General features: G+C 52.7%; 19 protein-coding genes and 1 rRNA gene. 2 read left to right on the top strand and 18 right to left on the bottom strand.

Features of this window, described 5'->3' with window-relative positions:
- The 16 genes from FYJ60_RS11715 to FYJ60_RS11640 form a co-directional block, all read right to left on the bottom strand.
- A 16S ribosomal RNA gene (locus tag FYJ60_RS11715) occupies positions 1 to 114 on the bottom strand; the annotation flags it as partial.
- A 309-nt stretch (positions 115 to 423) separates the two neighbouring features.
- Positions 424 to 1,815: a DNA repair protein RadA gene (gene radA, locus FYJ60_RS11710; protein WP_154458855.1), complete on the bottom strand. Its 1,392-nt coding sequence runs from the start codon at positions 1,813 to 1,815 to the stop codon at positions 424 to 426.
- Positions 1,816 to 2,113: 298 nt separating this feature from the next.
- On the bottom strand, positions 2,114 to 2,527 hold the full coding sequence (locus tag FYJ60_RS11705; RefSeq protein ID WP_154458854.1) for an endosialidase: 414 nt from the start codon (positions 2,525 to 2,527) through the stop codon (positions 2,114 to 2,116).
- A gap of 299 nt (positions 2,528 to 2,826) precedes the next feature.
- On the bottom strand, positions 2,827 to 5,280 hold the full coding sequence (locus tag FYJ60_RS11700) for an ATP-dependent Clp protease ATP-binding subunit (protein ID WP_154458862.1): 2,454 nt from the start codon (positions 5,278 to 5,280) through the stop codon (positions 2,827 to 2,829).
- A gap of 8 nt (positions 5,281 to 5,288) precedes the next feature.
- Positions 5,289 to 5,795: an SEC-C metal-binding domain-containing protein gene (locus FYJ60_RS11695; RefSeq protein ID WP_154458853.1), complete on the bottom strand. Its 507-nt coding sequence runs from the start codon at positions 5,793 to 5,795 to the stop codon at positions 5,289 to 5,291.
- A 101-nt stretch (positions 5,796 to 5,896) separates the two neighbouring features.
- Complete coding sequence (locus tag FYJ60_RS11690; RefSeq protein ID WP_154458852.1) at positions 5,897 to 7,228, bottom strand: hemolysin family protein; 1,332 nt, start codon at positions 7,226 to 7,228, stop codon at positions 5,897 to 5,899.
- 282 nt (positions 7,229 to 7,510) lie between these two features.
- Positions 7,511 to 11,278, bottom strand: coding sequence for a phosphoribosylformylglycinamidine synthase (locus tag FYJ60_RS11685; protein WP_154458851.1), 3,768 nt, complete (start codon positions 11,276 to 11,278; stop codon positions 7,511 to 7,513).
- 194 nt (positions 11,279 to 11,472) lie between these two features.
- Positions 11,473 to 11,697, bottom strand: a complete 225-nt coding sequence (locus FYJ60_RS11680; RefSeq protein WP_154458850.1) for a hypothetical protein — start codon at positions 11,695 to 11,697, stop codon at positions 11,473 to 11,475.
- A gap of 4 nt (positions 11,698 to 11,701) precedes the next feature.
- A complete protein-coding gene (locus tag FYJ60_RS11675) occupies positions 11,702 to 12,382 on the bottom strand; it encodes a phosphatase PAP2 family protein (RefSeq protein ID WP_154458849.1) in 681 nt (226 codons plus the stop codon).
- A gap of 70 nt (positions 12,383 to 12,452) precedes the next feature.
- Positions 12,453 to 13,385, bottom strand: coding sequence for a glycerophosphodiester phosphodiesterase family protein (locus FYJ60_RS11670; RefSeq protein ID WP_154458848.1), 933 nt, complete (start codon positions 13,383 to 13,385; stop codon positions 12,453 to 12,455).
- Between the two features lie 118 nt (positions 13,386 to 13,503).
- A complete protein-coding gene (gene pcrA, locus FYJ60_RS11665) occupies positions 13,504 to 15,780 on the bottom strand; it encodes a DNA helicase PcrA (RefSeq protein WP_154458847.1) in 2,277 nt (758 codons plus the stop codon).
- 44 nt (positions 15,781 to 15,824) lie between these two features.
- A complete protein-coding gene (gene glf / locus FYJ60_RS11660; protein ID WP_154458846.1) occupies positions 15,825 to 16,922 on the bottom strand; it encodes a UDP-galactopyranose mutase in 1,098 nt (365 codons plus the stop codon).
- 27 nt (positions 16,923 to 16,949) lie between these two features.
- Positions 16,950 to 17,774 (bottom strand): Cof-type HAD-IIB family hydrolase, encoded by an 825-nt coding sequence (locus FYJ60_RS11655; RefSeq protein ID WP_154458845.1) that lies wholly within the window; start codon positions 17,772 to 17,774, stop codon positions 16,950 to 16,952.
- A complete protein-coding gene (locus tag FYJ60_RS11650; RefSeq protein ID WP_154458844.1) occupies positions 17,771 to 18,646 on the bottom strand; it encodes a DegV family protein in 876 nt (291 codons plus the stop codon). The genes FYJ60_RS11655 and FYJ60_RS11650 overlap by 4 nt, the downstream gene beginning before the upstream one ends.
- 196 nt (positions 18,647 to 18,842) lie before the next feature.
- Complete coding sequence (locus FYJ60_RS11645) at positions 18,843 to 20,054, bottom strand: 6-phosphofructokinase (protein WP_154458843.1); 1,212 nt, start codon at positions 20,052 to 20,054, stop codon at positions 18,843 to 18,845.
- A gap of 132 nt (positions 20,055 to 20,186) precedes the next feature.
- Positions 20,187 to 20,699, bottom strand: a complete 513-nt coding sequence (locus FYJ60_RS11640) for a ferritin (RefSeq protein WP_154458842.1) — start codon at positions 20,697 to 20,699, stop codon at positions 20,187 to 20,189.
- 191 nt (positions 20,700 to 20,890) lie between these two features.
- Between FYJ60_RS11640 and FYJ60_RS11635 the strand changes: the two genes are divergently transcribed.
- A complete protein-coding gene (locus tag FYJ60_RS11635; protein ID WP_154458841.1) occupies positions 20,891 to 22,027 on the top strand; it encodes a DUF362 domain-containing protein in 1,137 nt (378 codons plus the stop codon).
- A gap of 129 nt (positions 22,028 to 22,156) precedes the next feature.
- On the opposite strand, the gene FYJ60_RS11630 is transcribed toward FYJ60_RS11635, so the two are convergent.
- Positions 22,157 to 22,585, bottom strand: a complete 429-nt coding sequence (locus FYJ60_RS11630; RefSeq protein ID WP_235903418.1) for a C-GCAxxG-C-C family protein — start codon at positions 22,583 to 22,585, stop codon at positions 22,157 to 22,159.
- Positions 22,586 to 22,643: 58 nt separating this feature from the next.
- A complete protein-coding gene (locus tag FYJ60_RS11625; RefSeq protein WP_272818884.1) occupies positions 22,644 to 23,648 on the bottom strand; it encodes an EAL domain-containing protein in 1,005 nt (334 codons plus the stop codon).
- Positions 23,649 to 23,856: 208 nt separating this feature from the next.
- Here FYJ60_RS11625 and FYJ60_RS11620 point away from each other — a divergent pair, with 208 nt between their 5' ends.
- On the top strand, positions 23,857 to 24,318 hold the full coding sequence (locus tag FYJ60_RS11620) for a helix-turn-helix domain-containing protein (protein WP_205839089.1): 462 nt from the start codon (positions 23,857 to 23,859) through the stop codon (positions 24,316 to 24,318).
- Positions 24,319 to 24,324: the final 6 nt, after the last annotated feature.

The raw sequence follows: 24,324 nt of genomic DNA, 5'->3' as shown, positions 1-24,324 counted from the left end.
GCTCAGTCACAAAACCTTCAATCCGAAGAAATCCGGTTATGCGCTTCGCTCGACTTGCATGTGTTAAGCACGCCGCCAGCGTTCATCCTGAGCCAGGATCAAACTCTCATAAAAAAGATTGAATCCGATCAGAATCAACTCTTGGCTAATTCATCCCGTTTACTGTTTAAAGGATTGTCTTTCGACAAACTCAAAAATTTTTTGAACTTTCGAGGATGTGTTTTACTGTTCAGTTGTCAAGGAACTTAGCTGCTTCTTTGTTGCCTCAGAAGCTTTTTTCTTAACTGTCGTCCCCGACAGCTCATTTAGAATATCACCCCTAAAAGGGAAAGTCAACACCTTTTTTGAAATTTTTTCTGTTTTATTAATATTTGTAAAATTATATGCAATTTCCGAAATTATCTATTTATAAATGAATTATATTCATCTTTTCAGCGCTGCGGCAATCGCTTCCGAAACAGTGCTGACAGGCAGAAGCTCCATCTCGGAATCTTCCTTCATTCTTGACAAACTGCGCATGCTTGCTCTGGGAAGGATTACTTTCCGGAATCCCAGCTTCTTTGCTTCCCGGACTCTCTGCTCTGCCATGGAAACCGAACGGATCTCGCCGCTCAGTCCCACCTCGCCAAAAACAACTGCCGAAGGATCTACCGGCACATCTCTCTTACACGAGGCAATCGCCAAAACGATTCCCAGATCCACTGCCGGCTCCGACATCCGCACTCCCCCTGTTATATTGATATAAGCGTCATCTCTGGAAAGGTTAACGTGAGCCCGTTTTTCCAGTACCGCCATCAGCAGATTCACCCTGTTAAAATCTGTCCCATTTGCCGTCCTGCGCGGATAATTAAAATTAGAGCTGCTGACGAGGGCCTGTATTTCAATCATGATCGGCCTTGTTCCCTCCATGGAGCAGGCAACCACAGACCCGGAAGCGCCTTCCGGCCTTCCTTCCAGCATATACTCGGAGGGATTTGTTACTTCCGCCAGTCCCTCTGCACGCATCTCAAAAACTCCTATTTCATTTGTGGAGCCAAACCTGTTTTTTGCCGCCCGAAGAATGCGGTAACTCTCTCTTTTTTCTCCTTCAAAATACAGAACCGTATCTACCATATGCTCCAGAACCCTTGGGCCGGCCACCGTCCCGTCCTTAGTCATATGACCGACAATAAAAATAGGGATTTGCATAGACTTGGCAATCCGCAGCAGAACTCCGGTCGATTCTCTGACCTGTGAGACGCTGCCCGGTGAAGAACTGACCGACTCATTATACATGGTCTGGATGGAATCAATAATCACAAGTTCCGGCCTGGTCTGTTCGATTACCGACTCGATATCCCCCAGATCAGTTTCCGCCAGAAGCTTCAGCTCATCCCGGAACTGACCGATCCGGACAGCGCGCATTTTTATCTGCTGCAAGGATTCCTCTCCGGAGACATACAGCACATGGATGCCCCGATCCGAAATATGACGGCATACCTGAAGCAGAAGGGTAGATTTTCCGATGCCGGGGTCACCGCCGATTAAAATCAGCGAGCCCTTTACAATGCCGCCCCCGAGAACCCTGTCCAACTCCCCGATGCCTGTCGTGATCCGGTTTCCCTGATCCAGCGAAATTTCCGAAAGACTCTGCGGCGTCAGCCTTGCCCGGCCCGATCCCGATGCCCTCCCGGCCGACGGTGCCGCCGGTTTTACAGAAACAACCTCCTCCACAAAAGTGTTCCACTGGTGACAAGCCGGGCACTGTCCCATCCATTTAGAGGATTCATACCCGCAGTTCTGACAGAAATATATGCTTTTTTTATCCTTTGCCATGCCGGAAGTTCTCCTGTTCGTTTTTTTCCCTCACTCCATGCTCGTACCTGCTGTCGACACCAAAGAGCAGACAAATTTACATGCAGGCATGCATCCGATTCCGCTTTACGGCTGGACTTTCATAATTTACTGATACCATATAACCCCCGCTGCTCCGTTGCTTTCAGCAGCTCCCACGGCCGGACGAATACAGTAAAAGCCAGGAATTCCGGTCCGGAACCAGATACGCTCCCGGATCATTCCTGGCATTCATTTTCCTGCTGTCTGCTGTTTCGGTTGTTCCGGAAAAAGTCCGGATTCAGACTCTTATTACCTCTACCCGGACCTGCTCTGCGTTTTCCAGCTCTATCCCGAACGCAAGCTTCCCGCCCATGCTGGTTTCCATACACCCGATGTTTCTGCCGTCCAGCTTGACATCGTATGTGGCTCCCTCTTCCATGCCGAGAGTAATCTGCACGTCATGATCCCCCTCGACCGTAAAGGAAACGCCGCTGTCCGTAATCTTCATCCCGCTTACAGCAGTACCCGGTACAGATTCATAAATCAGTGTGTCATTTCTTTCCAGTCGGGTAATTTCATCGTATGTCTTAACCTTGTAAAGATCCCCCTGAAAAGCAAAATCCGAAAGTTTCTTCTTCGTCTGCAGAGTGTAATCTCCAAAACTGATTGTTCCGTCATTCTCCGCACGAAGCAGTTCTTTCACCACAGCCATCTCTTTTAACCTCTTTTTCTGTTTTGTCATTCCGGAACGTACCGGTTGATACCGGTATTCCGCCCTACAGGTTCCCCGGCCGGTATTCCCGATGCTCTTCTGACACGGAACCCGGTCTTTTTGATGTTCTTAGTATAGCATCCGGCCTTTCGATTCGCAACGGCATTTTTGTTTGTTATGTAAACCTGTTCCTTGTATTTATCTTAGCTGAGATTGCTGATCGACATTGATGCATGAAAATACAGCCCTCTTCCGATTCTCTGAACAGGAAAACGGAGAAGGCTGTATTCTAAGTCTTTTTACTTTCTCTCCCGGAAAACCAGCTTACCCTCTTTTTCGCTGACGGTTACCGTGCTGTTCCTGTGAACCTTTCCCAGCAGAATTTCTTCTGCCAGGGGGTCTTCGATTTGCTTCTGAATCGCCCTTTTCAGCGGACGGGCTCCGTATTTGCTGTCATAGCTCTTCGCAATCAGCAGTTCCCTGGCCGCTCCGGTAACAGACAGCTTCAGGTTCAGCTGCTCCTTGCAGCGCCTCTTCAGATCCTCCAGAAGAATACTTATGATGCTCTTCATATCTTCTTTTGTCAGGGCATGGAAAACAATCGTCTCATCGATTCTGTTCAGGAACTCCGGCCGGAAATTGCGGCTGAGCTCATCCATCACCAGCCCCTTCATCCGCTGATAGTCCTGCTTTTCGTCATCCACAGACAGGAACCCGAGTTTTTTCGGCTGGACGATCTGCTCCGCTCCCGTGTTGCTGGTCATGATGATGATACACTCCCGGAAGCTGACTTTTCTGCCCTGGGCGTCGGTAATATGGCCGTCATCCAGCACCTGCAAAAGAATGTTAAAAACATCCGGATGCGCCTTTTCGATTTCATCAAAAAGCACCACGCTGTAGGGATGTCTCCGGATTTTCTCCGAGAGCTGTCCGCCCTCTTCATAGCCTACATAGCCGGGCGGCGAACCGATCATCTTGGAAACGCTGTGTTTTTCCATATATTCCGACATGTCCACACGGATCATGGCGTCTTCTGTCCCGAATACAGCCTCCGCCAAGGCCTTGGAAAGCTCGGTTTTTCCCACACCCGTGGGACCCAGGAACAGGAACGAACCGATCGGCCGCCCCGGATCCTTCAGGCCGGCCCTTCCCCTGCGGACAGCCTGCGCGACTGCGCAGACCGCCTCATCCTGACCGACGACTCTTTTGTGCAGAACCTTCTCCAGATTTGCCAGCCGGCGGGACTCTGACTGGCGAAGCCTGGTGAGCGGAATTTTGGTCCAGGAAGAAACCGTCGCTGCGATATCCTCCTCGGTAACCGTCTGACCAGCCCGACCTCTCGCGGAATTTCTGCGTTTTTCTTCCTGCCCCAGCTTTTCCTGAAGGGCGTGCTGCTCCTTGTTCAGCCTTCTTGCCTCTTCCAGATCGCCTCTTTTCAGGGCGTCCTCCCTTCCCGCAATCAGGCTCTGCATCTCCTTCTCCGCCTGCTCCGGTTCCTTCTTTCCGGAAAACCGCTTCAGACAGACCCTGGACGATGCCTCGTCAATCAAATCTACTGCCTTGTCCGGCAGAAAACGGTCATTGATATAGCGCGCGCTCATCCGCACAGCGGCCTCCAGCGCGCCGTCCGTAATCGTCACCTTGTGATGCTTCTCGTAATAAGGGCGCAGTCCCTTCAGGATCTCCACGCTCTCCGTCTCTCCGGGTTCCTCTACCGTAACCGGCTGGATTCTTCTCTCCAGCGCCGCATCCTTCTCGATGTGCTTGCGGTATTCTTCCAGTGTGGTCGCGCCGATCAGCTGGAGCTCCCCTCTGGCCAGGGAAGGCTTCAGGATATTGGACGCATCCAGGGCGCCTTCCGCCCCTCCCGCGCCGATGATGGTGTGGATCTCATCAATAAACAGCAGGACGCTCCGGCTTTCCGTCACTTCCTGGATGATCCGGCGGATACGCTCCTCGAATTCTCCGCGGTATTTGGTACCGGCCACCATACCGGTGAGATCCAGCATGACAAGGCGTTTTCCGCTGACGCTTTCCGGCACCTGTCCGGAAACAATGCGCTGCGCCAGACCTTCCACGATCGCTGTTTTTCCCACACCGGGTTCCCCGACCAAACAGGGATTGTTCTTTTTTCTCCTGCTGAGGATCTCTATAATCCTCTCGATCTCCTGATCCCGGCCGATGACAGGATCCAGCCGATGTGCTCTGGCCATCTCCGTCAGATCCCTGCTGAACTGATCCAGGAAAGGCGTTTCCGTAACCGAGGCATCCCTGGCCCCGGAAAGCTCTGACGCCCGTTCCTTCCTGGCATTCTCCGGAACGCCTTCCGCCTGCAGCAAGGCATCATACAGTCGCGGGAGCGGAACGCCCATGGTATACAGAAGCCTTGCCCCCACACAGCTGTTAATTTTAAGAATGGAAATAAGAATGTGTTCCGTACCTGCCTGCCGGAGCCCGTCTCTGTCTGCTTCCGCCACCGCGTGATCCAGAACCTGGCGCGCATGAACCGTAAGTTCCGGCTTCAGCATGGTATCTGCCGGGTTTTCCGGCGCGATCAGCCGGTCAATCAGCCCCAGCAGTTTTGTTTCCTCCACCCCGAACTGTCGCAGAACAACACCGGCTGTCCCGTTTTTTTCGCGCAGCAGCCCTACCAGAAGATGTTCTGTCCCGATATAAGAATGGTTTCTGTCCACAGCCGTTTTCTTTGCCAGCGAAATGGCAACCCGCGCCTGGGAAGTAAAATTCATTTTCATCATGTATTTTATTTATTCCGTCCGCAGCAATACTTATATTTCTTTCCGCTGCCGCAGGGACAGGGATCATTCCTGCCGATTTTCTTCGGTTTGACGATGGTTCCGGCCTTTTTTGCCTCCTGATAGAGTTCTTTTTTCCGCTCCGGCGTAAAAATGTTGTCCCATGCCGGAAGATTATACAGCCAGTCCGCGCGGGCATCCACCATGTTTCTGTAAAGAAGCTCCTTGTCGAAATTAAGGTTTACCTCCGTATCCTCATTCATGGTCTCAATCGGATTCTTCACCTTCAGGCTGTCGTTGATCCCGTCCAGGAAACCGGTCATGGACATGACGTCTATCCCGTATCTGTCCGCGAGTTCCTTAACGGTACCGGTAACTGCTTCGTCCGGATTTTCCAGAAGTTTCTCGTAGATCCCCTTCTCCAGAAGGAAATAATCCTGCCAGAACTTCTGAAGCTTGTTTTTATCCTCGTCCTTGTTGTAGGCAATCGCCTGCCAGTCCTGTAATAAAGCCATCTTACGCTTCCCTCTTTTTCACTGAATTTTGGTAACACCAATGACTGCCCGAAAATCCTTCAGAGATCGGGCAGAACGGATAAAGTATAGTATACAGAAAATTATTTTGCAAGAATCTGCTCATCCTCTGTCTTTTTCACAACCTTTGTGACAATGGCTCCCTCCACCATGTGATCCTTCACCTTGAAAACACGGATGTGAAGGCCGTCGGAATCCAGCTCAAAGCGGCTCCCGTCATCGGGAACCGAACCGAGCACGCCGAAAATATAGCCGCTGAAGGTATCGTACTCGTCCACCGGCAGATCGACATCCAGCTCATCCGCGACATCATCCAGTGAGGCGCTTCCCTGAATACGCCACATGGTATCCGATATTTTCACAATATCCTCCGGACGGGCTACCTCATCATCCTCCACCAGATCGCCGACCAGCTGTTCCATCAGGTCTTTCAGGGAAATAATACCGTCCATGCCGCCGTACTCATCCAGAACCACCGCAAAATAATGGCCGGATTTTTTCATGTGCTGGAACAAAATGTCCGCCCGGACCGTCCCCGGCACAAAATACGCAGGATCCACGGCCCTTGCCAGCATTTCATCCTTAGAACAGGTTCCATACAGGCGGAAGAAATCTTTCGCGTCCAGAACGCCGATCACATGATCCGCCGTGTCGCGGCACACCGGAAAATGCGTGTGCCTGCTCTTGTGAATCAGCTTCTTCCATTCCTCCATGGAGTCATCCGTGTACAGGATGGTCACATCCTTCCTGTGTGTGCAGATTTCATCCGCGGAAATGTCATCAAACTCAAAGACGTTCTGAATCATTTCCCTCTCATCGGTGTCAATGGTTCCCTTCTCATTGCCGGCATCCACCAGCATACGGATCTGCTCCTCCGTGACCTGATTCTCATCTTCATTGGGATCTACCCCCAGAAGGCGCAGAACTCCATTTGTCGAAACGGTGCACAGCGCCACCAGCGGATAAAAGATGATATAGACGCCGTAAAGCATCTTTGCCATCCCAAGAGAGACCTTCTCCGGATTTTTCATGGCCAGCCGTTTGGGTACCAGTTCGCCGAAAATCAACGTCAGATAGGAAATCAGCACGGTTACCAGGATAATCGCCACAGACGGCGAAATGTTGATGTGAATGGACGCAAACGCAGAAACAATCAGCGGAGCAAACCCGTCCGCCGCAAACGCGCTTCCCAGAAAACCGGAAAGTGTGATGGCAACCTGAATCGTCGCAAGAAACCGCGCAGGCACTTTGGTCAGCTTACGCAATACCTTTGCGCGGCTGTCCCCCTCTTCTTCCTTTTTTTCCAGCTCCATACCGTTAGTAGAAACCACTGCAATTTCTGCGCAGGCGAAAACCGCATTAACCGCAATTAAGACAAGCTGCAGTACTATTCGCCCTGCTAGAGAGCCTTCCATGAAAAACCTCCTGACCTCCTTCAATTAGATAAGCTGTGCCGGCTTCGCCGGCACAATTCTGCATACAATGTGAATCCTTATAAATACCTGTTGTCGTTTTATGATCTGCCTGTATAAGTCCCTCCGCGCTGCTTCGCTGCCTCCGGCAGCTCTCGCACCGCTAACAAGTATTCGCATTTCCGTGCCGCTGACGCGTCACTCCATGCTCATACTTGTTGTCGTCGCTAAAGCACGCCCGGTCTTGCATGCAAGCATGCGCCCGCCCCTGCTTTGCGACTGGACTTATACAGTAAAGTAACGGACGCCGGACTCGAAGATTTTGAGATCCTGCTCCCCGTATATATTGATGGCTACTCCGTCGCCGCGGCGCTCGGAATGTGTCATTTTTCCCAACACCCGTCCGTCCGGGCTTGTGATTCCCTCAATATTGAAGTAGGATCCATTGATGTTCCAGTATTCATCCCCGGTAAAGTTTCCGTCCGCGTCACAGTACCTGGTGGCAATCTGCCCGTTGTCCTGCAGCTTCTCCAGCCACTCCCGGCTGCACACAAACCGTCCCTCTCCGTGGGATGCGGGATTGGTGTAAACCCCGCCCAGACTGGCCTCCTGCAGCCACGGCGACTTGTCGGAAACCACCCGGATATAGGCCATCTTGGAAATATGTCTGCCGATAGTATTAAATGTCAGGGTCGGAGAATCCTCCTTCTGGCCGGTAATTTCCCCATAGGGTACCAGTCCGAGCTTGATCAGAGCCTGGAACCCATTGCAGATGCCAAGCACAAGGCCGTCTCTTCCGTTCAGAAGCTCCATCACCTCATCCTTAATCACCTGATTCTGAAAAGCGGTCGCAAAAAACTTCGCGGAACCGTCCGGCTCGTCGCCGGCAGAGAAGCCGCCCGGGAACATAATAATCTGTGACTGCCGGATGGCATCACGGAACATCTCAACCGAATCCGTAATATCCTGCGCGGTCAGATTCCGGAACACACGGGTGATGGTTTTAGCTCCGGCCCGCTCGAAGGCACGGGCGCTGTCATATTCACAGTTTGTGCCGGGGAATACCGGAATAAAGGCAGTCGGCTGTCCCAGCTTATGAGAGCATACGGCGACATCCGGCGCATGGTAAACTCCCTGATCCGGCACATCCAGATCCACATGGGCGGCGTCCGAAACCATACGGAACACACTGGAAAGCTTGCCGTTCCAGGCTTTCAGCGCCTCCTCCTCTTTCAGCACAGCCGGGCCGTACTGGAACTCCGGCTCGGAAAGGACTTCCCCGATCAGCGTGTAGGTGCAGGCCAGACTTCCGACCTGATCCGCCGGAACCTCCATTACCAGATCGCCAAAGGCGGGGCTGAACAGATCCCTCGCGTCTACGCTGTGCTCAATCTTAAACCCGAGACGGTTGCCGAATGCCATCTTGCTGAGCGCCGGCGCAATGCCGAAACGGTCCAGGGCATACGCCGCCTTCACACGCCCTGCCTGCATGTCCTGATGCACCCTGTCATACAGATCCATAACCCCGCCGTAATCCGGCAGCTCATTCCCGTCACGCGGAATGCGGACCCATACCAGCCTGTCTCCCGGATTCTTCATTTCCGGCGTGATAATATCCTTAATCTGCGCGACATCCACCGCAAAGGACACCAGCGTCGGAGGCACATCAATATCATTAAAGGTACCGGACATACTGTCCTTACCTCCGATGGACGCAAGCCCGTACTCGATCTGCGCCTCATAGGCGCCAAGAAGCGCGGCAAGCGGCTGGCTCCATCTCTCAGGGCGCTCATCCATCCTGCGGAAATATTCCTGGAAGGTAAAATGAAGCTTCCGGAAATCACCGCCTCCGGCAACGATCTTCGCCATAGACTCCGTCACCGCGTAAACAGCTCCATGATACGGACTCCAGCTGGAAAGGTACGGGTCGAAGCCGTAGGACATCATGGTAACCGTATTGGTTTTTCCGTCCGGGACAGGGACCTTTGCCACCATGGACTGGGTCTCCGTCAGCTGATACTTTCCGCCGTAAGGCATCAGCGTACTGGCCGCGCCGATGGAAGAGTCAAACATCTCCACCAGCCCCTTCTGGGAGCAGCAGTTCAGATCCGACAGGGCATCCAGCCATGCCTTCTTCACATCAGGGACATCCGGGCAGCGCTTCAGGGCACTGTCCTTCTTATTCGGAATATCAACAAAAACCCCCGTCTCCTGATGCGCGCCGTTGGTATCCAGGAAAGCGCGGGACAGGTTGACGACAGCCTTCCCCCTCCAGTTCAGGACCAGCCTGGGCTCCTCTGTCACAACCGCGACCTTGACCGCTTCCAGATTTTCCTCATGCGCATAGGCCAGGAACCGGTCTGCGTCCTTCGGGTCCACCACAACAGCCATTCTCTCCTGCGACTCGGAAATAGCAAGTTCCGTCCCGTCCAGTCCTTCATATTTTTTCGGAACCTTGTCCAGATCCACCTGAAGGCCGGGTGCCAGCTCGCCGATCGCCACAGATACACCACCGGCGCCGAAATCATTGCACTTTTTGATGATGGAGCTGACCTCCGGGCGGCGGAACATGCGCTGGATCTTACGCTCGGTAGGCGCGTTTCCCTTCTGTACCTCTGCCCCGCAGGTTTCAAGAGAAGATGTCTTGTGAGCCTTGGAGGAGCCGGTGGCACCTCCGATTCCGTCGCGTCCGGTCCGTCCCCCAAGAAGAATGATCACATCGCCCGGATCCGAATTTTCCCGGATCACTGCCTTTCTGGGCGCGGCGCCCATGACAGCGCCGATCTCCATACGCTTTGCCACATACTGCGGATGATAAATTTCCTTGACATATCCGGTAGCCAGACCCACCTGGTTTCCATAAGAACTGTAGCCCTTTGCCGCTCCCCTGGTCAGTGTCTTCTGGGGAAGCTTGCCCTCCAGCGTCTGGGAGGCAGGGGCCGTCGGATCCGCCGCCCCGGTCACGCGCATTGCCTGATATACATACGTACGCCCGGAAAGCGGGTCCCGGATAGCGCCGCCCAGACAGGTGGCCGCGCCTCCGAAGGGCTCAATTTCGGTCGGATGGTTATGCGTCTCATTTTTGAAATTAATCAGCCACTCCTCGTAACTGCCGTCCACATCGACCGGGACAACAATACTGCAGGCATTGATTTCGTCAGACTCCTCCTGATCGGTCAGCTTCCCGTCGGCCTTCAGCTTTTTCGCGGCCAGGCAGGCCAGATCCATCAGGCAGAGGTATTTATCCTCTCTTCCCTTGTAGAGGACCCGGTGATCGTTGATATATCTTTCCAGCGATTTCTGGATCGGGTCTTTCAGATCCCCTTCTCCCAGCTCAATGTCTTTCAGTTCTGTGGCAAAGGTCGTGTGACGGCAGTGATCGGACCAGTACGTGTCCAGAACCCGGATTTCTGTCACGGTAGGATCCCGCTTTTCTTCGTCTCTGAAATAATTCTGGATAAACTGAAAATCCCGGAAGGTCATGGCAAGATTCAGAGAATCGTACAACTCCTTCAGCTGCACCTCCCCCATCCCCTGGAAGCCGTCAAATGTCTTTACATCCGCCGGTTCCGGAAAATCCATGACCAGTGTCTCCGGCTTCTCTGATCCGGCCTCACGGGAATCCACCGGATTGATGCAGTGGGAACGGATAGTCTCCATCTGCTCTTCTGTCACGTCCCCTTCAATGACATAGGTTGTTGCCGTGCGGATCAGCGGCTTTTCATCCTCTTTCAGAAAGGAAATGCACTGGACCGCGGAATCCGCCCGCTGATCGAACTGTCCCGGCAGATACTCCACGGAAAAGACATGAGAATGGTCATCCAGTGGAAATTCCTCGTGATACAGAATGTCCACCGGAGGCTCGGCAAAAACGACATGGCAGGCTTTCTCAAAGACCTCGTCACTGATTCCTTCTATATCGTAACGAATCAGTATCCGCACTCCGCTGACGGCAGGAATGCCCATGTAATGCCGGATCTCGTGGCTGAGCTCTTTTGCTGCCACGGCAAATTCCGGCTTCTTCTCCACATAAACTCGTCTGACTTTGCTCATTTTCTTCTCCTTGTCTGTTCCCGATTTCCACGCCGGACAGTCGGCAGAATCAGGAAATGCAGGTACCTGTACGCATTGTGGGGCCCCAGGAAAACCGGGTCTCTTTCATTAAGATAACATAGAATCCCGTCCTTGTGAATAATCCGTTCCTGCCATTTATCTGCTTTTACCTGCGGCTGGTCATGGAGGCTGTGTCATGGCAGACTCCTCAGCGTCCGCTCCTTTGGCGCCGGTTGCCCTGTATCATGCAGCATCCGACCGAATACAGGAGGCACCATGTAAAAATAATCTTCAGCAGGGAGGGCCTCCCCGAAAAAGAGTACAAAAGAGTACGCAAAAACCCCGGTAAAAGCCGGGGTTTTAACTATTTCCGGAAGAGAAAAATATTTTGCTTCCCTATGCTTCTGCTCTTCCGGCATTCTCTCAGATTTCCACCCGGACAGAAGCCGCCGCCCGGATTCTGTCGGGAATGAACACATAGTACAGGCGGAAGAGTACAATTCCCATCACAATTCCGGCCGCAATATCATAGCAGGAATGCTGCTTGATGAATGCCGTGGACAAAATAATCAGCACCGTCCAGATCCCGGTAAAGGTTAGGATTCCTTTGTGCTTCTTCAGCTTTTTCGAGTCACAGGCGGCCAGAAAAACAGCCAGGGAATTGAAAACATGAATGCTGGGGAACACATTTGTAGGCGTATCGGTACGGTACATTGCTTTACACATCTGCACAAAAATATTGTCGTGGTCAAAGGTGCGGGGGCGGAGATTCAGTCCGTTGGGATAGACGGCGGAAAAAATCAGGAAAATCGTCATGCCCGTTCCGAGATAGAAGATAAACTTATTGAACTCCGCGACATCCCTGTCAATCAGGCAGAAATAAACCTCCGCGACGGCCACATAGGCAAACCAGCTGTAGTAAAATATGACAAAATACTCACAGAATGGAATGTACTGATCCAGAGGACAGCTGATGATATGGTAGGTGCCCGGAATCCGGATGGCATTCTCCAGCACCCGGAATGTCAGCATATAAAAAATACCGTAGAGAGGCACAACCCAGAGCTGTTTCCTCTTTCTGAACATATCCACAATCGCCTGCATGAATTCTCCTTCCTTTGCGGAAAATATTTTTTCTGCGCTTTGCCCCGTTTTCCGGAGCGGATACGCAGACTCACGCTCCCTGTCCGGGCAGCCCCGGCGCAGTCCTGCCCGCTGCCTGTTTTCTCTGTCCCGGCATCCGGTCGGAAATCTTCTCCGGCAGGGCAGGGATCTCTTTTACTTCCGGATGAAAGCCCTCAAAAATCACTGTGCTGAACTGCTTTTCCCTGCACGTCTCATATTCCTCTTCGCTTCTGACCGTCCAGGCAAATACAGGGATCCGGAATAAATGCTGATTCAGATCAATGCCAAGCCCGTCCGCCGTGCGGAAATTGTATGCCACAAAATCCGGCCTGCTGACCACATGGACCATCAGGCTCGAGGAAAGCAGCTTAAACAGAGAGTTCACCTTCAGCGCCCTGCCGTAGCGGCTGGCAAGCTGTCCGACCAGGACATCCGGCCGGTTTTTCCGGAACCACCGGAGGGCAAACGGCTGAAAGGATTCTATGATATAAGGACCGCTGTACCGGTCCAGCGCCCTGGCAGCCACCGGGCAGAGCGCCAGGGAACTGTTGGGAACCTTTAACTCAATCAGCAGGGGAACCCTGCCGTCCACCAGCTCCAGGACATCCTCCAGAAGAGGAATCTTCTGGTCTGTCCCGTCCAGGCGCATTTCCTGCAGTTCTTCCCAGCTGTAGCTCTCTACAGAACCCGGAGCGCCGCACATACGCGAAAGCGTATCATCATGGAACACCGCAAGCCTTCCGTCCCTGGTCAAATGCACATCCAGCTCAATCGCGTAGTGATTCCGGACGGCCTCCCGGTACGCCGGAACAGAATTCTCCGGAATTCCTTCCTCCCTGCTCCAAAGCCCCCTGTGGGCGAACCTCCAGGCCGCGTACTCCTGGCACTGCCTCCGCCGGGAAGCATTCGGATGAATCGCCCAGAAATAAAGTCCTGCAAGCCCTGCCATAATCAAAATTGTCAACAATGCGGGAAATAACATAGCTCCGGTCCCTCTTAAACCAGGAACAGTGTAATCCCGCGGAGCAGATTCGTAAAGAGCCGGGAGCGATATTTAATATACATTTTAGAGATAAGCCGGCCGCAGCGGACTTATGGAATCAGATCTTCTTCAGCTTCGCAAAGGAAGCGAACATCCGTTTTACCCCGCAGGTGTCAAAATCCACGGTCACCTCGTAATCCTTGCCTCCGTCCTTGATGTCCTGTACGGTTCCGTCGCCGAATTTGACATGGCGGACCCGGTCGCCCTCTTTGTAATCCAGGTGATCTGCCTTCTGCACCCGGAACTGGTTCAGGGAATAATGATTTCCGGACGGTCCGTGCGCGGAACGGGCGCGGCTGCTTCCGAAGCTTCCGTAACCTCTCTCCGCCCCTCCGGTGCCGAACTTCATGATCCGGTCCATGGACACCTCCGGCGGCTTCATGAAGTTTCTGGTATCCGTCGTCTCGCCCTCCAGCTCGATCAGCTCTCTGGGGATCTCCCGGACAAAACGCGACGCCCGCAGAAACTGAGGTTCCCCCCGAACCATACGCATCTGCGCCGCAGTCATGGTCAATTCCTTTCTGGCCCTGGTAATTCCCACATAGCAAAGCCGGCGCTCCTCCTCCAGCTCTTCCGAGTCCTCCCCGCTGACCGCCATGTAACTGGGGAAGGTATTTTCCTCCATACCCGTCATATAGACATAGTCAAACTCCAGTCCCTTCGCGCTGTGAAGCGTCATCAGGAGGACGTAGTCGCCGTCCGGATCCACGGAATCTATATCCGCGACCAGGGAAACCTGCTGCAGAAACTCAGAGAGCGACGGATTCTCTGCCTGCTCCATGTAATCCGCCGTCTTGGACACCAGCTCGTTGATGTTCTCGATCCTTGCCTTGTCCTCGTCGGTTCCTTCTGCCTCCAGCTCCTCCACGTAGCCGGTCTCTCTGATGATCATTTCCAGAATTTCGCGGACATTCAGGTACTCCCTCCCGGCTGCGCGGAGCCTGCCGATCAGGGCGGTAAATTTCCGTATTCCGCCAAGCGAGCGTCCCAGACCCGGAATCTTCTCCGCTTCCTGCAGGGCTTCGTAAAAGCTGATGCCGTTTTCCAACGCGTAATTCTGAACCCTGGCCAGAGACGTGGCCCCCACCCCTCTTTTCGGAACATTGACAATGCGCTGCACGGCCAGATCATCCAGGGCGTTGTCCACGGTTTTCAGGTAGGCCAGCATATCCTTGATCTCTCTGCGGGCATAAAAATTCACGCCGCCCACAAGCTTATAGGGAATATCCGCGGCGATCATCTTCTCCTCGAACAGACGGGACTGGGCATTGGTCCGGTACAGGACCGCGTAATCCCGGTAAGACCGGTTCTCCTCCCGTACCTTTCGGGCGATTTCCCCCGCAACAAACTCCGCCTCGTCATAGCCGGTCTGAAATTCCCGGAATCGAACCCTGGTTCCCCGTCCGTTATCTGTCCAGAGCTTCTTCTCTTTCCTGCCGCTGTTGTTGGAAATCACCTCGTTGGCCGCGTCCAGAATGCTCTGGGTAGAACGGTAATTCTGCTCCAGCTTAATCACCTTCGCGCCGGGAAAAGACTTCTCGAAGTTCAGAATATTCATAATGTTCGCGCCGCGGAATTTATAGATCGACTGATCGTCGTCTCCCACGACGCAGATATTTCTGTATTTTTCCGCCAGAAGCTTTACAAAACGAAACTGTACGGTATTGGTATCCTGATACTCGTCGATCAGGATATAGCGGAACCTCTCCTGATAGTTTTCCAGCACGTCCGGAGCCTTTTCAAAAAGCTCCACGGCAAGCACCAGAAGATCATCAAAATCCAGGGCATTATTTTTCTTCAGCCGCTTCTGATAAGCCCGATACGCCCGCGCAGTCTGTTTTTCCTCCCAGCGGGAGGCGTCCGCCTCCATCTCATCCGGAGAAACCAGGTTGTTTTTAGCGGCGGATATCTTCCCCAGCAGCGCCTTTTCCTTATAGATCTTCGGATTCAGCTCCAGCTCTTTAATGACAGCCTTCATCACCTGCCGGCTGTCGTCGGTATCGTAGATGGTAAAGCTGTTATCATAGCCGATCCGGTCAATATACCTGCGGAGAATCCTGCAGCAGCTGGAGTGAAAGGTGGAAACCCAGATGGCTTCCGACCCCATTCCGACCAGACCATCCACTCTCTCCCGCATCTCTCCGGCAGCCTTATTCGTAAAGGTGATAGCCATGATATTCCATGGCCGCACCCCGCAGTGTTCAATTAAATACGCAATCCGGCAGGTCAGTACCCGGGTCTTGCCCGAGCCTGCGCCTGCCAGAATAAGCAGCGGTCCTTCCGTATGCTCCACGGCCTCCCGCTGCTGTGGATTCAGTTTCTCCAGATACTCCATTCCTGTCTGTTCCCTTATCTGCCGATTTTCCTGTTCCGGCTGTCCTACAGCGCCGCATCCGCCGCTTCCATGGCCGCGGCAATCACCTTGTCCATGTCATAATACCGGTACTGTCCCAGACGTCCGCCGAAGATGACGTTTTTCTCCCTGTCGGCCAGCTCCCTGTACTTCCGGTACAGCGCATTGTTCTCCTCATTATTCACCGGATAGTACGGCTCCATGCCAACCCTCCACTCCGAGGAATATTCCCTGGAGATCACCGTCTTCGGCTGCGTGCCGAATTCAAAATGCTTATGCTCGATGATACGGGTGTAGAGAACGTCCCGGTCCGTATAATTGACAACCGCATTGCCCTGATAATTGTCCGTATCCAGAACCTCCGTCTCAAAACGGACGCTGCGGTACTGAAGCGCCCCCAGGCGATAGCCGAAGTATTCATCAATCATGCCGGTAAACACAATTCTGTCCGCCACATCCGGATTTTCCCGGATGAACGTAAAATAGTCTGTATTTGTCCGGATCTCGCAGCCCTGAAGCATCTTCGCGGCAATCGCCGTATAGCCGCCGATCGGGATTCCCTGATAGCGGTCATTAAAATAATTGTTATTATAAGTAAAACGGAACGGAAGCCTCTTGATGATAAAGCTCGGAAGTTCCGTACAGGGCCGCCCCCACTGCTTCTCCGTATAGCCTTTGATCAGCTTCTCGTAAACATCACGCCCGGCCAGAGAAAGCGCCTGTTCCTCCAGGTTCTTCGGATCTGTGATGTGCAGCTCCGCAATCTGGGACGCGATGATGTCCTTTGCCTCCTGCGGCGTGCGGATATTCCACATGCGGCTGAAGGTATTCATGTTAAACGGAAGATTGTAGGTCTCGTTCTTATAAACCGCAATCGGGGAGTTGATATAATTATTAAATTCCGCAAACTGGTTGATGTAATTCCAGATTTTCCTATCGGAGGTATGAAAAATGTGGGCTCCGTACCGGTGCACCTGGATTCCCTCGATCTCCTCCGTGTAAATATTTCCGGCGATGTGGTCCCGTCTGTCAATCACCAGACACCGGTAACCCTTCTTAACCGCCTGCTCCGCGAAAACGGCGCCGAAAAGCCCTGCGCCCACAATCAGAAAATCATATTTCATCTGAAACCTCCCGATGGTTCATCTTTTTCAGTCAATCAGTCCCGTCATCCGGAAGCCCTTGTAAAGACCGTCCCGGTCCACGCGGTCCGTCACCAGATCCGCCGCCCGTTTCAAATCGTCAGACGCATTCCCCATAGCCACTCCGGTCTGCGCAAACTCCAGCATCACCTTATCATTGGGTCCGTCGCCGAAGGCAATCGTATCCCTTCTGTCCGTTCCCGTGGCGTCCAGCACCTTCTGCATGGCCGTTCCCTTGTCATAGCCCCGGACCATGATCTCGCCGTCACAGGAATCCGAAACCGCAAAACTGGAAGTAAGGGTTTCAAAAAAGCCGCCCAGCCGCTTCTGTATCTCCTCTATCGTGCTGTGCGCCTGATAAAAGCAGAGTTTCTGACAGTTTTTTGTGGCGCGGATGTCCTCCCGGACACTCACCTTCCCGAACATGCGCTCCGCGTCCTTCGGGTCCATCGTTCCGGCGCTGATCAGCTCCGGCGCTGCCAGCGCTGTCTCCGGATCCGCAAATACCCCGTCCGGGCACTGAAGGAAATAATACGCGTGCAGGGAATCCAACACATCCATGGCATGATGCAGCGGCTCCGCCGGGATGCTGTACTGCACAAGGGAAAGCCCTCCCAGACGGATATCGGCCCCCGCAGATGTAATGTAACCAGCAAAAAGCTCTTTTTCCAGCAGCTGCGGATAAAGCTGCGTTCCGCTGCGCCCGGTGCAGATGATCATATGATGGCCATTTTCATTTGCCTTCTGCAGCGCTTCCCTGCCAGAATCCGGAAGAACCCCCTGAAAAGTTGTCAGTGTCCCGTCAATATCCAGAAATACGATTTTATGGCTCATTCTGTCACTCCCGCAAGCCCAATGGCACCTTTTCCGCCGTGACACGAAATGGTGCAGCCTGTCATTACATAGACTGTCCTCTGAAATCCGTTTTCCAGCGCGATCTCCCGCATCCTGTCCAGAATACTCTGGGAAAGCCCCGGTCCGTACATCAGATACAGCGTATCGTGATTCAGATGATGTCTCTGCAGAAACATTTGCATAAATTTATCCGTAATTTTATCCATGGAGCCGCGAAATTTTTTTGTGGCAACCAGAAATCCCTCCCGGTTAATCTCGATCAGCGGCTTCAGGCGGAGGACATTCGCCGCAATATAGGCGCCATTGGAAACCCGGCCGCCCGCCCGCAGATAATCCAGCGTAGCAGGAATAAAATTGCATTCAATCCGGTCAGCCAGAGCCTGAAACTCCTCCGCCAGAGCCCCGGCGGCAGCCGCGTCCGTAATCCTGTCCCTTTTCTTCTCCAGTATGCGGCAGCACGCCTCAATGTGCGCCGTACATCCGCCGGAGACGCTTTTAGTATCAATGATATACAGATCCCTGAAGTTCTCCTGATCTCTTGCCGCCACAGCATGCTGGTGGGTACTGGAGGCATTGGAGGAATAGGTGAAATGATAAATAATACAGCCCGGATGCCTGCTCCGGATATCATTCCAGAAATCCACGTATTCCTGCACATTGACGGCAGAAGTGGTCGGAATCTTACCCGTTTCCTCAAAATAGTCAAAGACCATGTCAATGGGGAAATGCCCGTCATCATAGCTGACATTATTCATGATGACATGCATCGGGGCAACCTCAATCTGATACTGCCTGACTATTTCCTCCGGAAGATCTGATCCGCTCTCCGTGGCTATTATTATTTCCGGCATAATGCTGTCCTCCTGTGCTTTCACACCAAACCGCCATCCCCCGCAGACGAGGCACCGTAAGATATATAATTCCCTGCTTCCGGAACCTGTCCGGCCTGCACGGCCTCATCAAGTTTACCACACACCTGTCCGGTCTACAAACAGATTCTGTCCCCCTCTATCCTGCTCCCATCGGCACAGAACCTTTTCAGGTTTTTTAATAAAGAACCATCTGGGCAGGAATCCCATTCCGGTAAACCACACCACCCTCTCCCAGAATCAAAGGTCTGAGGTATGCCATCATCTTTTCATTTACATCATTTTTTTCGGCATTCATCCAGTCATCGGGAACCTTTTTCTCCAGATTTGCCACTCTGGAGATTTCCGTCAGTCCATATCTAACCTCATAGGGCTCATCTGAAAGGCGGATAATGGATGACATCTTTCCGGAATATCCCGCAACAGCAGCCTCCGCAGCCTTCATCCCCAGCATCCGGGACTCGGAAATATCCGTAGAACTGCGGATATGGGCGGCGCAGCGCTGCATCAGGTTCAGCTCAATCGCGCGCGCCTTGCAGCCGATCTTCTTTCTGACCAGCTCCTCCAGAATTCTTGCGGCTCCTGCAATGTACGCATGTCCGAACCCATCTTCGGCATTTGCCTGCACGCTTTCTGACAGGTATTTCCCGTCCGGCGTTTTTACTCCTTCGCTGACAGCAACTAAAACTGCATCCTTCCTGCCCAGCTCCCGCCGTATGTCCTGCAGAAAACGCTCCGTGGAAAGCGGCGCCTCGCAGAGATAAATCAGATCCGGCCCATTTCCTCCATTCACCCGGGAGAGAGCCGATGCGGCAGTCAGCCAGCCCGCGTTTCTGCCCATAACCTCTACAATGGTAACAGCCTTTTTGTCATACACATGGCAGTCCCGCTCCAGCTCCGCAAAGGTAATCCCGATATATTTTGCCGCGGAGCCAAATCCCGGGCAGTGGTCTGTTCCCATCAGATCATTATCAATCGTCTTGGGCGCTCCCATAACCGAAAGTCCTTCTATATGTTTTTCCACGCAGTAGGCAGAAAGCTGCGCCACCGTATCCATAGAGTCATTGCCGCCGATATACACAAACCACGAAATCTCATTTTGCTTCAGAATCCCGACGATCTTTTCCATCTGTTCTTCGCCGCTCAGCTTCATCCTGCAGGAACCCAGTGCGGCCGCCGGTGTCTGGCAGAGATACTGCAGCTCCTCCGCATTGCGGATTCTGCTCCCCAGATCCAGAAACCGTTCTTCCAGAACGCCTTCGATTCCATTCACCGCCCCAAGGATCCTGTCCACTTTCTCCGAGATCTGCGCGTACATCACAATTCCGGCAAGTGTCGCATTAATAGCTGAAGTAGGTCCACCGGACTGAGCCACCAGTAAATTTCTCATATTCTATGTCTCCCTGGAAAGCCGACAAAAAAGCCCTCCGGTCATCACGGCAGTTCTCACACACTCATATGAACCGGAAGGCATTTTGCTCACGAAAGCTTATTTCCTGATGCTGAAAATATCCTGCTAGAATTAAAGAACCAGACTGGGAGCAGCGTATACTCTGGCAAGAAGCTCCTGGTTCAGCGCGTACAGCCCCTTCGGATCCGTCCCGTACAGCTCGAATTTCTTGATCAGATCCTCCGCGTTCTTCTCCTCTTCGCCCTGCTCCTTTACAAACCAGTCAAAACACTGCATGGTGCGGTAATCATGAACCTCGTTGGCCGCCGTGTAGATGGTGTTGATCAGCGAAGTCACATACTGCTCATGCTGCAGGCCGAGCCGGATCGGATCCTCCGCGTTTTCATACTTTGCGTCCGGCTTCGCAACCTCGTTAAAGGTCACGTGCTCGCCATTATTGTGCAGATACTGGCGCATCAGCATGGCGTGATCCCTCTCCTCCTGCGCCTGGACATCGTACCAGTGGGCAAAGCCGTCCAGTCCGAGATCATTGTAATAATTGGAAAAATCCAGATACAGATAAGCAGAATAGAACTCCTTGTTTATCTGAGTGTTGATTAATTCTTTTACCTTTTTGTCTAACATGACAGTCTCCTCTCCCCGGCCTACCTGCCGGAAACATATCAATTTCTGTCTGCGTATCTCATTATAGTGAATTTTGAATAGAAAAGCCACCTTCTTCGATAATTTTTCCTATTTCAAAGATTTCTGTGCACTTCGTTCTTCTGAAATGATACACTAGAATCGTTGGATGGTTTCAGACTGGAGGATTTGTTATGAGCGAAACTGAAAAAAAATCAAAGGTGTATTTTACGGATTTCCGTACGGCAAATGCGGTGTCCCTTCCCATGAAGCTGCAGAAGCTGATCCGGAAAGCCGGAATAGGAAACATTGATATGGACGGAAAGCTGGTCGCCATAAAAATGCATTTCGGTGAGTTGGGCAATATTTCCTATCTGCGCCCGAACTATGTCAAGGCTGTGGCGGATGTTGTCAAAGAAAACGGGGGAACCCCTTTCCTGACCGACTGCAATACCCTGTATCCGGGTTCCCGGAAAAACGCGCCGGATCATCTGTACTGCGCGGAGGTAAACGGATTCAACTACATGACGACAGGGTGCGAGGTGATTATCGGCGACGGTCTGCGCGGAACAGACGACATTGAAGTGCCCGTCCGCAACGGCGTGCATTTTAAGGAGGCCTATATCGGCCACGCCATCATGGACGCGGATGTTTTTCTGTCCCTGACCCATTTCAAGGGACACGAGGCCACCGGCTTCGGCGGAACACTGAAGAATATCGGCATGGGCTGCGGCAGCCGGGGAGGCAAGATGCAGCAGCATAACTCCGGAAAGCCCCATGTCGTCGAAGAAAACTGCCGATGCTGCCGGCGCTGTGCCAGAGAGTGCGGTTCCGATGCCATCTCCTATGATACAGGAAAAGCCTACATTGACCATGATCTCTGCAAGGGCTGCGGCAGGTGCATCGGGGCGTGTTCCTTTGACGCCATTGAGAACGATACGGAGAACGCGAACGCCATTCTGGGCGAAAAAATAGCAGAGTACAGCCAGGCTGTCTGCGACGGGAGACCCTGTTTCCACATCAGCCTGATTACAGACGTCTCTCCCAACTGCGACTGCCATCCGGAAAATGACGCGCCCATTCTTCCGGACATCGGCATGCTGGCCTCTTTTGATCCGGTTGCCTTAGACCAGGCCTGCGTGGATCTCTGCCAGAAAGCAGAACCCATCCGCAACAGCCAGCTGGGAGATAATCTGGCAAAGCCGGACTGGCACTGCCATCACGATCATTTTCTGGATTCCAATCCGAATGTAAGCTGGCGGGAAACCCTGGAACACGCGGAAAAAATCGGGCTGGGAACACGCAGCTACGAGCTTGTTACCATGAAATAAATCTATAAAAAGCGAATATAAAAAGCGAATCATGATAAAACCGGAGTCCGCCTTTTCTGCATCAAATACAGAATACGGATTCCGGTATCACGGACGCGGCAGCTGGCGTGCAGTCCTGCGGAAGACATTTCACTGCCGCGCGGCTATTTCCTCCTTCAGCAGTCCTCTTGCCTGCAGCATATCCTCCACAATTTCCACCGCCTCAAAAACCATGTTATCGCAGTGCGGCTTTTTCTGCTCTCTGCTGTGTACCTCTTGCGCCAGAAGTTCTTTGCACCGGACGCGGCCCTCATGCATGTTTTTCATCCGGGTCAGAAATTCTTTTGTGTCTGCTTCCTGATCCGCGCCGTAAAGTCCCAGCGCCATCAGCCCGCCGGTAATCGCTCCGCAGACCTCTCCCATACGCATCCCCGAACCGAAATTGGCCGCAAGGCCACGCGCCTGCTCTACAGACAGTCCTTTCTTTTCTGCAAAGGGAACAAGTACCCCCTGCGCACAATTATAATGTACTGTCTGATCCATCCGCAGCTCCCTGCTCCGATCCATAATCCCACTCATCCGCTTTTCCCTCTCTTTCCGCACTGACAGATGCATTCCTTTGAATTCCGTAAAAAAGTCAGGATTTTTTCTTCTTTCTGTTTGCCTGTCCAAACGCCCCTCTTCCAACACGAGAGGATTCGCCTCCAAAAAGGGCGAACAGATAGGCTTTCTTCTCTTCTTCCTGGTTTTCGGCCAGCGGCGCTGCCGCGGCCAGGTATTCTTCGCCGTCCAGGACAACGGAAAAGTTCTGCGGAGCCTGCTGCCGCTCCGCCTTTTTCAGATTTTCCAGAACCAGCCGCCGGAATTCTCCGGAATTTCCGGAACCGCTGACCGTCTGATCCCCGGCAGTCAGATGCGGCTCCAGAATCGCTTTCATTTCTTCATTCATGCGGAGAAGCACAAGCCGTCCGCCTTTTTTCTCCAGAATGCCCCTGGCAAACAGCAGGGGATGCCCGCTTTGTCCAAAATATCCCTCCGGATCGGCCGGTGTTTCCAGATCCGTTTTCTTAATCTCGCGGTAATACTGTTCCGCCAGAGGGGAAAGATACTCCTCCGCAAAGCGGCTCCCGGTAAGCTGTTCAAAGGACATCGGTTCCGCAAAGAAGCTTCCCTGCGCCCAGTCCACGCCTGCCTGCCTGACGGTCCACAGCTGCTCCTCATTCTCAATTCCTTCCGCAATGACACGGAGACCCAGCTCACGCCCGGCTCTCAGCAGGATGTGATTCAGCGTCCTGTACTTTTTGTTTTTTTCACGGCTGCCAAACAAATCTCCCCGGATCTTCATACCCGTAAAAGGAGAAGAAAAACGATACTCACACCCAGCAGGACAGCATACACCATGGTAGCATTCACCTGCGGGAAAATGCTTCCGGATGTCTGCGGGGCAAACGTCCCGATCAGCCCGATAAGAGAAAAAATGCAGAGCATAAAAGAAATGCCGAGGCAGTAGGATAGTTCTACTCCCGCTGCTCCTTTTCAATAGATGAGATGCCCTGTCATCCGGTCTTACGAAGGACAAGAGATTTATTTTCAGTAAAAATTGTTTGAATATTCTAAAAGGTCCGTTGTTTTTGTGCCGCATACGCATACGCTTCTTACTCATGCCATCTCCCCTGATGCCGCTATTATAGCACTTTCACATGCAAATGTATTGCTGTATCGCCCCTCTTCAAAACTTCTCTTTAATTTGCGAAGTTTTTATTGACATTGTGAAGTTTATGCTCTATTCTTTTCTCATACTTCACATGAGAACTTTCCATCCTGCGGGACAGAAAAGAAAGGCAGAAACCATGACTGTATTTGGCGAAAAAGTAAAAAACCGGAGGGCCGAGCTCCGGATCGACCAGGACCGGCTGGCAGACCTGTGCGGCGTATCCAGGCGCACCATCGTCTCCTACGAGACACAGGGCAAATACCCCCGCGAGGCAACTCTGCGCAAGCTCGCATCCGCCTTGGGTGTAACAGAGCGGTATCTGATGAATGATGAGGAAACGGACCCTTCCGCCGGCATTAACGAGGAGCCTTTTATCCAGGAAGCAAGGGATGCGTTCGGAAAAAAAGGCGCGGAAGAAATGGCCGCTGTCCTCTCCCGGAACGAGGCACTTTTTGCAGGCGGCACGCTTTCCGAGGATCAGAAGGACATGTTCTACGAGGCAGTTACAAAAGCCTATTTCATGAGCAAAAAACGCGCGCGTGAAAAATTCGGAAAAAAGAAAACACCGGAAAAAGAGTTTCCAAAAGAATTCCATTGAGGGTTT

It is taken from the genome of Bilifractor porci (assembly GCF_009696005.1).
GTDB lineage: Bacteria > Bacillota > Clostridia > Lachnospirales > Lachnospiraceae > Bilifractor > Bilifractor porci.
The sequence above is the reverse complement of the archived record's forward strand: the minus strand, read 5'-3'. Positions and strand labels throughout refer to the sequence as shown.